The following is a 9,835-nucleotide window of genomic DNA, read 5'->3' as shown; positions in this document are numbered from 1 at the left end:
GCGCCGCCTATGCCGAGGCCGCCGGCGCGCTGTCCGCCGCGCGCGCCGCCGCCGCCCGGCGGCTGGAGAAGGCCGTGGCGCAGGAGCTGGCGCCGCTGAAGCTCGACCGCGCCCGGCTGCATATCGAGCTGGCCCCGCGCGAGGAGCGCGCCTGGGCTGCCGACGGGCAGGATCGCGTCACCTTCCTGGTCACCACCAATCCGGGCCAGAAGCCGGGCCAGCTGGAGAAGATCGCCTCGGGCGGCGAGCTGTCGCGGCTGATGCTGGCGCTGAAGGTGGTGCTGGCCCGCGGCTCGCCGGTGCCGACCCTGGTCTTCGACGAGGTGGACAGCGGCATCGGCGGCGCCACGGCGGCGGCGGTGGGCGAGCGCCTCGCCCGCGTGGCCGAGCGGCTGCAGGTGCTGGTGGTGACGCACAGCCCGCAGGTGGCGGCGCGCGGCGACCAGCACTGGCGGGTGTCCAAGGGCGTGCGCGCCGACCGCGCCGAGACGCGGGTGGAACCGCTGGACGTCGCCGCCCGGCGCGAGGAGCTGGCGCGGATGCTGGCCGGCGAGACGGTGACGGAGGCGGCCCGGGCGGCGGCGGATTCGCTGCTGGGCGGGCCGGCCTGACGGACGGCAAGGGCGCCGGAGGCCTCGGCGCGCCCGCCGGCTTCCCGCCGGGGCCGGGCTGGGTTAGCAGGGCAGCATGACCCCGTCGCCCCGCGCCATCGCCGTCGAGGATCTCACCGAGGCCCAGGCCGCCGCCGATCTGGCCGCGCTGGCCGCCGAGATCGCCGCCGCCGACATCGCCTACCACCAGAACGACGCGCCCGAGATCACGGACGCCGAATACGATGCGCTGCGCCGCCGCAACGCCGCCATCGAGGCGCGCTTCCCGGCGCTGAAGCGCGCCGACAGCCCGAGCGAGGCGGCGCCGGGGGCGGCCCCGGCCGCGGGCTTCGCCAAGGCCCGCCACGGCACGCCGATGCTGAGCCTGGACAATGCCTTCGGCGCCGGCGACTTCACCGAGTTCGCCAGGACCGTCCGCCGCTTCCTGCGGCTCGACGAGGCCGAGGTGCTGCGCTTCGTGGGCGAGCCCAAGATCGACGGGCTCTCGGTCAACCTGACCTATGAGAAGGGGGTGCTGACGCGGGGCGCGACGCGCGGCGACGGCACGCTGGGCGAGGACATCACCCGCAACCTGCTGACCCTGCCCGAGGCCGAGCTGCCCCGCAGCCTGGGCCCCGGGGCGCCGGAGCAGATCGAGATCCGCGGCGAGGTCTTCATGACCAAGGCCGACTTCCTGGCCTTCCGCGAGGAGCAGGCGCGGCTGGCCGAGGAGCGGGAGCAGCGCCGCGAGCGGGGCGAGAAGGTGGGGCCCGAGATCCGCATCCCCGCCAATCCGCGCAATGCCGCCGCCGGCTCGCTGCGGCAGCTCGACCCGGAGGTGACGGCGCGGCGGCCGCTGAAGCTCTTCGCCTATGCCCAGGGCGCTTCCAGCAGCCCGGTGGCGGAGACGCACTGGGACTATCTGCGGGCGCTGACGCGCTGGGGCTTCCGTGTGAACCCGCTCTCGGCGCTGCTGCCGGACGAGCGGGCGGCGGAAGCCTTCCAGGCCCGCATGGCCGAGGGCCGCGCCGGGCTGGACTACGACATCGACGGCGTCGTCTACAAGCTGGACCGGCTGGACTGGCAGAGCCGGCTCGGCTTCGTCGGCCGCACGCCGCGCTGGGCCATCGCCTGGAAGTTCCCCGCCGAGCGCGCCGAGACGGTGCTGCTGGAGATCCAGATCCAGGTCGGCCGCACCGGGGCGCTGACGCCGCGCGCGGTGATGCAGCCGGTCAATGTCGGCGGCGTCATGGTGCAGCACGCGACGCTGCACAACGAGGACGAGATCGCGCGCAAGGATGTGCGGGTGGGCGACACCGTCATCCTGCAGCGCGCCGGGGACGTCATCCCGCAGATCGTCGGCATCGTGCCGGAGAGGCGGCCGGCGGACAGCGCGCCCTGGCAGCCGCTGATGCATTGCCCCGCCTGCGGCAGCCATGCCGTGCGGCCGGAGGGCGAGGTGGTGCGCCGCTGCACCGGCGGCCTGGTCTGCCCGGCGCAGACGGTGGAGCGGCTGAAGCACTTCGTCGGCCGCACCGCGCTCGACATCGAGGGGCTGGGCGAGGAGAACATCATCGCCCTGCACGAGGCGGGGCTGGTGAGGAGCCCGGCCGACATCTTCCGCCTGAAGGACCATGCCGCGGCGATCCGGCAATGGGAGGGCTGGGGCAAGGCGTCGAAGCGGGATTCGAAGAAGCTGGCCAATCTGCTGGCCGCCATCGAGGAGCGCCGCCGCCCGGCCCTGGAGCGCTTCATCTTCGCCCTCGGCATCCGCCGCATCGGCGCGCAGAACGCCAAGCTGCTGGCGCGGCACTACCACGACGTCGATCACTGGCGCGCCCGGATGCGGGAGGCGACCGTCATCGGTTCCGAGGCGCGGGAGGAGCTGGGCTCGATCCAGGGCGTCGGCCCCGCCATCGCCAGCGAGCTCGCCGAGTTCTTCAAGGAGCCGCGCAACATGGCCGCGCTGGACGACCTGCTCGGCGAGGTCTCGCCCGCCCCGGCGGAAAGCCTCGGCGGCGGCGACAGCCCCTTCGCCGGCAAGGTCGTGGTCTTCACCGGCACGCTGGAGCGCACCTCGCGCGATGAGGCGGAGGCGGTGGCCGAGCGGCTCGGCGCCAAGGTGACGAAGAGCGTCTCGAAGAAGACCGACTTCGTCATCATCGGCGCCGATGCCGGCTCGAAGGCGAGGAAGGCCGCGGAGCTCGGCGTCAGGACGCTGACGGAGGCGGAGTGGCGGGCGATGGCCCATCCGGACGCAGCGGAGACGCCATCCGCCGGCTGAGCAGCAGGCCGAGCCCCTGGCGCAGGATGCCGATGGGGTCGCGCCCCTTGCCCTGCGAGACCGAGACGCGGTGGCCGCCGGTCACCACGCGGTGCATGGCACCAGGCAGCAGGGCGGAGGCGACGGAGACCAGCCCGTCATTCGGCCCCGCCCCCTGCCGCTCCATCCAGCGCACCATGGGCAGGTAGCGCCGATCCGGCCCGGTGATCCCGGCGGAGAGCCGGGCGGCGACGCAGAGCACCGGCATGGCGGCGGTGATCTCGGCCACCCGCGCCGCGTGCTCGCGCATCCAGGCCGCGCGGCCGGGGGTGGAAAGATCGGGCAGGCCGGCGCCACCGCCCATGCGCAGCGCCCGCACCAGCGCCGCCAGGCTGCGGTGCAGCCGCGGCCGGGCCAGCAGGGCATCGGCCACCGGCGACCCGAAGAAGGGCGACTGCAGTGCCAGCAGCCCCGTGCAGCGCGCCGCGACGGCGGGATCGAGCAGCGCCGCCAGCGCCTCCAGCCCCCCCTTGCTGTGCGCCACGATCAGGCAGGGCGCGGGCGAGGCCAGGATCGCCTCGGCCAGCAGGGCGGCGTTGGGGGCGATGGGCGCCGTGGTCGGCAGCTTGACCACCTGCGCCACCGCGCCCTGCGCCAGCAGCCAGCGCAGCTGCGTGTCCATGTAGTCCATGCCGAGGGGGGCCAGCCGCGCCGCGCCCTCCCCCAGCAGGCCATAGACCAGCAGCACCCGCCGCCCCGCCAGATCCAGCGGCCGCACCGGTGGCGCGGCGGGGATGGTGGGGCGGCGGAAGCGGCGCAGCCGGGCCTTCAGAGCGTGGCGCAGGCCCAAGACAGCCATTCCGCCACGGGGGCCTCCAGCTCGCCGCCGAGCTCGGCCAGCACGCGGGCATGATAGGCATCGACCCAGGCCCGCTCCCCGGGCGTCAGCAGGGCAGGATCGATCAGCCGGCGCTCATAGGGGGCGAGGGTCAGGGTCTCGAACTCCAGGAAAGGCTTCACCTGCCCCGGCCGCTCCGGCGCGGGCCGGACCAGCAGCAGGTTCTCGATGCGGATGCCATAGGCGCCCGGCAGATAAAAGCCCGGCTCGTCGGAAAGGATCATCCCGGCCTCGATCGGCACCGGCTTCGCCGCCCGGCTGATACTGACCGGCCCCTCATGCACCGAGAGGAAGCTGCCGATGCCATGGCCGGTGCCGTGGTCGAAGTCGAGCCCCGCCGCCCAGAGGGGCGCGCGGGCCACGGCGTCGATATGCGCGCCGCCGACGCCCTGCGGGAAGCGCAGCCCGGCCAGGGCGATATGCCCCTTCAGCACGCGCGTGTAGCGCTCGACCAGATCGGCGGGCGGGGTGCCGGGGCCGGTCCAGAGGGTGCGGGTGACATCCGTGGTGCCATCGGTGAACTGGCCACCGCTGTCGATCAGATAGGCCTCATTGGCGTGGATCGGCCGGTTGGTCGCCTCGGTCGCGCGGTAATGCACGATGGCGCCGTTCTCGCCCGCGCCGGAAATGGCTGGAAAGCTCTCGGCGCGGAACAGCGGCAGGTCGCGGCGGAAGGCCAGGAGCCGGGCGGCGGCACTCATCTCCGTCTCCCCTCCCTGCGGCGCCGACACCGAGAACCAGTGCAGGAAGCGGGCGAGCGCCAGGGCGTCGCGATGATGCGCCGCGCGGCTGCCCCGCTGCTCCACCGGATTCTTGCGCGCGCGGGGCAGGCGCACCGGGTCCTCGCCCGTCCGCAGCGTGGCGCCGGCGTCCCGCAGGCTGGCGGCGAACCAGGCGGGGGTGATGTCGGGGTCGATCCGCACCACCTGCCCGGCCATTCCGGCCAGCGTCGCGGGCAGGGCGGCGGGCGGCAGGCAGGTCACGGCATTGCCGAGATGCGCGCGCACCGGCTCGCCGAGCTTGGCCGGCTCCATGAACAGGTCGAGGCTGCCATCGGCGCGCAGCAGGGCGAAGCCCAGGGCCAGCGGCGTGTGCTCCAGGTCGCCGCCGCGGATGTTGAGCAGCCAGGCGACCGAATGCGGGTCGGTCAGGACCACGGCATCCTCGCCCGCCTCGCGCAGCCGCTCCGCCGCCGCCGCCCGCTTCGAGGCCGCGTCCTGCCCGGCATACTCGGCCGGCTGCGGCACCGCCGGGGCGCGCGGCGGCGCGGGGCGGTCGCGCCAGATGGCGTCCAGCGGATTGACCGCCAGCGGCACCAGGGTGAGGCCGGCGGCGGCGAGACGCTCCACCGCCGCCTGCGGATGCAGCCAGGGATCATAACCTAGCCTTGCGTCAGGCGCATGGCTGAACAGGTATTCATGAGGTGGCTGCTCGGTGATGTGCAGCAGAGTCCAGCACGACGGATCGGTCTGCGCCCGGGCCTGGGTGGTGTAGCGCCCGTCGGTGAAGAGCAGCGCGCGATCCGGCAGCACCACCGCGAGCCCGGCGCTGCCGGTGAAGCCGCTGATCCAGGCCAGCCGCTCGCCGCTGGGCGGCACGTATTCCCCCAGATATTCGTCGCCCCGCGGGATCAGGAAACCGTCCACCCCGAGGCGGGCGAGCTCGGCGCGGAGGGCGGCCAGGCGATCAGCTTGTTTCACTTTGATGAGCATCCCGTTAAGAACATGTTTCCTCACGTATCGATGCGCGAACCGCATATCTCAGCTTCAGCACCAGCACTCCTCTTCGCGCCCGCACAATATTACATCATGGCCACGCAGTTGGAGCGGGCGGTTGACGGCAGGAGCCGATCCCGCGGACCGCCCCCGCGCAAGAGACGGAACGCTAGACAATGAACGCCCGCATCTCCAAGCCGCAGCTCGACGCCGACGCCCTGCTTCCCGCCATGAAGCTGAACGAGGCTCAGGCCATTGCCCTCGCCGCCATGAAGAAGCGCGACGAGGCGGTCGGCAGCTGGATCCGCAACGCCGTGGTCGCCGCCTTCCGCGCCGTGGCCGACTATCCGGCCCGCCGCCGCGCCCATGACGAGCTGACCAGCCTCACCGACCGTGAGCTGGCCGATATCGGCCTGACCCGCGCCGATATCCCCCGCGTGCTGCGCGGCGAGGCTGTGAGCCGCGGCGAGGCCCCGGTGGCGGCGATGGCCCCCGCCATGACCGTCCGCCCGGCGGCCAATTCCAACACCCAGGCGCAGGACCGCCTGGCCGCCTGAGCGGAGAATATGTCCTGAAAAACCGGAGCCGGCCCGCAACCACGCCGCCGGACCTTCGTTAGACAGGGCAGAGACCAACGATCCGGTTCCTCCCCCCCTCCCCCCGCCGGATCGAGCCAGGCCGCCCCGCATCCCCCCAGATGCGGGGCGGTTTCGCATTCAGCGCCGGCGCAGTACCAGGGCCGACCAGGCGCCCTGGTCGATGCGGCGCTCCAGCACCATCCCGGCGCGGCGGTGCGCCGCCAGCACCATCCGCACCTGCGTGCCCAGCAGGCCGGCCAGGATCGCCGTGCCGCCGGGCGCCAGATGGTCCGACAGGCTCTTCGCCATGGCGCAGAGCGGGCGGGCGAGGATATTGGCGAAGACGAGGTCATACCGCCCGGCGCGCACCGCCCGATGGCGCCAGCCATCGGCCAGGCGGGAGCGGACCCGGTTGCGCAGCCCGTTCATCCGCGCGTTCTCCTCGGTGATCCGCACGCTCCAGGGCTCGATATCGGTGGCCAGCACCGGCCGCCGCAGCCGCTTCGCCGCCGCCATGGCCAGGATGCCCGAGCCGGTGCCGAGATCGAGGATGCGGCGCGGCCGACGGTGGGCCATGCGCTCGAAGCCGATCAGGCAGCCGCGCGTCGAGCCGTGCTCGCCGGAGCCGAAGGCCAGACCGGCGTCGAGCCGCAGCACGATGCGGCCATAGGTCGGCGGGTTGGGCAGGTGCGTCGGCCGGATCAACACCCGGGCGCCGATCTCCTGCTCGGGGAAGGATTGCAGCGTGCGCGCCAGCCAGCCCTCCGCCTCGACCGGGGCGCGCTGCAGTTCGGGCGGCTCGATGCCGGAGAGCGCCGCGGCGAGGACCAGGGCCGGCAGCAGCTCGTCATCCCCCGATCCCGTCTCGCGCACCGCCTCGAGCCGCCAGGTGTCGGTGGCGTCGTCCTTGAAGTAGCCGACGCTGGGGCAGACCGTCTGCAGGGCCGCCTCGAAGGCCGGCACCGCCTCCTCCGGCAGGCCGTCCAGGGTCAGGGTCTCGAGCGTCGGAGGGTGACGGTTCACGGTCAGGCCTTTTCCACGAAGGTATCGAGCACGCGCTTGCGGCCGGCCTTGTCGAACTCGACATCGAGCTTGTTGTCCTCGGCCGCCACCACGCGGCCATAGCCGAATTTCTGGTGGAAGACCCGCTGCCCCGCCGGAATGGCCGCCGCGCGCGCCGGGCGCTCCGCCACCTCCCAGGCGCCGGCCTCGATGACGCGGGGGCGCCGCGCCACCAGCGGGAACTGGCCGGAGAAGGCCGAGGGCTGCGCGGCCATGCGGGCGCGGGCGCCGCCGGCGGCCCCCTCCTGCTCGATCTGGTCGGGCGGCAGCTCGTCGAGGAAGCGGCTCGGGATGGCGCTGGTCCAGTTGGCGTAGATGCGCCGGTTGGCGGCATGGCTGATGACGCAGTGCCGCCGGGCGCGGGTGATGCCGACATAGGCGAGGCGCCGCTCCTCCTCGAGCCCCTTGTCGCCGCCCTCGTCCAGCGCGCGCTGGTGCGGGAACAGCCCCTCCTCCCAGCCCGGCAGGAAGACGCTGTCGAACTCCAGCCCCTTGGCGGCATGCAGGGTCATCAGATTGACCCGGCCATCCTCCGACTGCTCGTCATTCTCCATCACGAGCGCGACATGCTCCAGGAAGCCGGCCAGGCTCTCGAACTCGCCGAGCGCGCGCAGCAGCTCCTTCAGGTTGTCGAGCCGCCCCGGCGCCTCCGGCGACTTGTCCTGCTTCCACATCTCCGTGTAGCCGCTCTCGTCGAGCAGGGTGGCGGCGACCACCACATGGCCCTCGCGCGGCAGCATCTCGCGCCAGCGGGCGAAGCCCTCCAGCAGCTCGCGCAGCGCCTGGCGCGGCTTGGGCCGCAGCGCCCCGGTCTCGATCAGCCGCCAGGCGGCGACCACCAGGGGCCGCCCCTCCGCCCGGGCCAGGTCATGCATGGCGCGCAGCGCCGTGTCGCCCAGGCCGCGCTTGGGCGTGTTGACGATGCGCTCGAAGGCGAGATCGTCGGCCGGCTGGCTCAGCACCCGCAGATAGGCCATGGCGTCGCGGATCTCGGCGCGCTCATAGAACTTCTGCCCGCCGACGACGCGGTAGGGGATGCCGAGGGTGATCAGCCGCTCCTCGAAGGCGCGGGTCTGGAAGCCGGCGCGGACCAGGATGGCGATCTCGGAGAGGTCGTGGCCGCCCCGCCGCGCCGCCTCGATGCGGGAGCCCACCATCCGCGCCTCCTCCTCCGAATCCCAGAGCGAGACGACGCGCACCTTCTCCCCCGCCGCGTCGTCGCGGCCCGGGCGCAGGGTCTTGCCGAGGCGGCCGCTGTTCCGGGCGATCAGCCCGGCGGCGGCGGCCAGGATCGGCGCGGTGGAGCGGTAGTTGGATTCCAGGCGCACGATGGTGGCGCCGGGGAAATCCTTCTCGAAGCGGAGGATGTTCTCGATCTCGGCGCCGCGCCAGGAATAGATCGACTGGTCGTCGTCGCCGACGCAGCAGATGTTGCGCTCGGCCGGGTTCTCCCGCTGCGCCAGCAGCCGCAGCCACAGGTACTGCACCGTATTGGTATCCTGGTACTCGTCGACCAGGATGTAGCGGAAGCGGCGGTGGTAGTCGGCCAGCACGTCCGGCTGGGTGCGCAGGATCTCCGTGACGTGCAGCAGCAGGTCGCCGAAGTCGCAGGCGTTGAGCTGGCGCAGCCGCTCCTGGTAGGCGGCATAGAGGCCGCGGCCGCGGCCGCCGGCATAGTCGGTGTCCTCGGCGGCGGTGATGCGCGCCGGCATCAGCCCGCGATCCTTCCAGCGCTGGATGATGGCCATCATCCCCTGCGCCGGCCAGCGCTTGAGGTCGATGCCGGCCGCCTCCATCACCTGCTTGAGCAGGCGCATCTGGTCGTCGGTGTCGAGGATGGTGAAGCTGCTCTCCAGCCCGACCAGCCCGGCATGGCGGCGCAGCATGCGCGCGCAGAGGGCATGGAAGGTGCCGAGCCAGAGGCCCTCGGCCGGCTGGCCCAGCATGGCGGCGACACGCTCGCGCATCTCCCGCGCCGCCTTGTTGGTGAAGGTGACGGCCAGCACCTGGTTGGGGAAGGCACGGCGGGTCATCAGGATATGCGCGAAGCGGGTGGTCAGCACCCGGGTCTTGCCGGTGCCGGCGCCGGCGAGCACCAGCAGCGGCCCATCCACCGTCTCGACGGCGGCGCGCTGCTCGGGGTTGAGGCGGCTCAGGTAACCGGCGTCGCTCATCGCTGGCAGGACCCCACGGAGGCCGCGGCGCAGCGGGTCTCCCCGTCGACCCAGAGGGCGCCGCCGAGTCGGGCGGTGGAGAGATCGGCGCCGGCGATGATGGCGCCGGTCAGGTCGGCCTCGCTGAGATCGGCGCGGAAGAAGCGGGCGCCGCGCAGGTCGGCCTGGCGCAGGACGGCGCGGCTCAGGTCGGCGCGGGTGAAGTCGGCGCCGCGCAGCACCGCCCCGGCCAGGCTTGCCCCGCTCATCTCGGCCGAGGTGAAGCGGGCATCGGGCGCCTCCGCCCGGTCCAGCACGGCATCCTGCAGGCGGCCGCGGGCGAAGCTGGCGTCGCGCAGCACGGCCCCGCTGAGATCGGCGCCGCGCAGGTCCTTGCCGTCCTGCAGGCAGCGGCGCCAGTCCACCCCCGGCGCCGCCGCGTCGGAACAGGCCGCCTGGGCGGGCGTGCCGAGGAGCGGAAGGGTCAGCAGGACCGGGAGAATGCGGCGGAGGGGAAGCGGGATTGGCCTGGGCACGCCCTGGATATAGAACGGGGAGCGAACGCGGCCAACCACC

General features: G+C 73.2%; 7 protein-coding genes and 1 pseudogene. 3 read left to right on the top strand and 5 right to left on the bottom strand.

Annotation, left to right across the window (positions count from 1 at the left end; translation table 11 throughout):
- Positions 1–611, top strand: a pseudogene (locus tag ACVMLK_RS06450) (DNA repair protein RecN); the annotation flags it as partial.
- A 76-nt stretch (positions 612–687) separates the two neighbouring features.
- Positions 688–2,874 (top strand): NAD-dependent DNA ligase LigA, encoded by a 2,187-nt coding sequence (ligA, locus tag ACVMLK_RS06445; RefSeq protein ID WP_457485919.1) that lies wholly within the window; start codon positions 688–690, stop codon positions 2,872–2,874.
- On the opposite strand, the gene ACVMLK_RS06440 is transcribed toward ligA, so the two are convergent.
- The gene (locus tag ACVMLK_RS06440; RefSeq protein WP_457485918.1) at positions 2,801–3,712 is read right to left on the bottom strand and encodes a hypothetical protein; all 912 of its coding nucleotides are present in this window, start codon (positions 3,710–3,712) and stop codon (positions 2,801–2,803) included. The two genes, ligA and ACVMLK_RS06440, sit on opposite strands and share 74 nt — an antisense overlap.
- A complete protein-coding gene (locus ACVMLK_RS06435; protein ID WP_457485917.1) occupies positions 3,682–5,463 on the bottom strand; it encodes an aminopeptidase P family protein in 1,782 nt (593 codons plus the stop codon). Before ACVMLK_RS06435 ends, ACVMLK_RS06440 begins: the two co-directional genes overlap by 31 nt.
- A 179-nt stretch (positions 5,464–5,642) precedes the next feature.
- Between ACVMLK_RS06435 and ACVMLK_RS06430 the strand changes: the two genes are divergently transcribed.
- Positions 5,643–6,023 carry a DUF1127 domain-containing protein gene (locus ACVMLK_RS06430; protein ID WP_198366092.1) on the top strand — a complete coding sequence of 127 codons (381 nt, stop codon included), beginning with the start codon at positions 5,643–5,645 and terminating at the stop codon, positions 6,021–6,023.
- A 159-nt stretch (positions 6,024–6,182) separates the two neighbouring features.
- Here ACVMLK_RS06430 and ACVMLK_RS06425 read toward each other — a convergent pair whose 3' ends face one another.
- The 3 genes from ACVMLK_RS06425 to ACVMLK_RS06415 are packed head-to-tail and all read right to left on the bottom strand — an operon-like array spanning position 6,183 to position 9,795.
- On the bottom strand, positions 6,183–7,073 hold the full coding sequence (locus ACVMLK_RS06425; protein ID WP_198366198.1) for a 50S ribosomal protein L11 methyltransferase: 891 nt from the start codon (positions 7,071–7,073) through the stop codon (positions 6,183–6,185).
- Positions 7,070–9,280, bottom strand: a complete 2,211-nt coding sequence (locus ACVMLK_RS06420) for an ATP-dependent helicase (protein WP_198366091.1) — start codon at positions 9,278–9,280, stop codon at positions 7,070–7,072. The genes ACVMLK_RS06425 and ACVMLK_RS06420 overlap by 4 nt, the downstream gene beginning before the upstream one ends.
- Positions 9,277–9,795 carry a pentapeptide repeat-containing protein gene (locus tag ACVMLK_RS06415; protein WP_370591971.1) on the bottom strand — a complete coding sequence of 173 codons (519 nt, stop codon included), beginning with the start codon at positions 9,793–9,795 and terminating at the stop codon, positions 9,277–9,279. Before ACVMLK_RS06415 ends, ACVMLK_RS06420 begins: the two co-directional genes overlap by 4 nt.
- Between the last annotated feature and the right edge of the window lie 40 nt (positions 9,796–9,835).

Source organism: Teichococcus aerofrigidensis, from assembly GCF_054073225.1.
The sequence above is the reverse complement of the archived record's forward strand: the minus strand, read 5'-3'. Positions and strand labels throughout refer to the sequence as shown.

Bases quoted from the DNA above. Each gene is read 5' to 3' on its own strand.
- ligA (WP_457485919.1), top strand. From the start codon at position 688: ATGACCCCGTCGCCCCGCGCCATCGCCGTCGAGGATCTCACCGAGGCC.
- ACVMLK_RS06440 (WP_457485918.1), bottom strand. From the start codon at position 3,712: ATGGCTGTCTTGGGCCTGCGCCACGCTCTGAAGGCCCGGCTGCGCCGC.
- ACVMLK_RS06435 (WP_457485917.1), bottom strand. From the start codon at position 5,463: ATGCTCATCAAAGTGAAACAAGCTGATCGCCTGGCCGCCCTCCGCGCC.
- ACVMLK_RS06430 (WP_198366092.1), top strand. From the start codon at position 5,643: ATGAACGCCCGCATCTCCAAGCCGCAGCTCGACGCCGACGCCCTGCTT.
- ACVMLK_RS06420 (WP_198366091.1), bottom strand. From the start codon at position 9,280: ATGAGCGACGCCGGTTACCTGAGCCGCCTCAACCCCGAGCAGCGCGCC.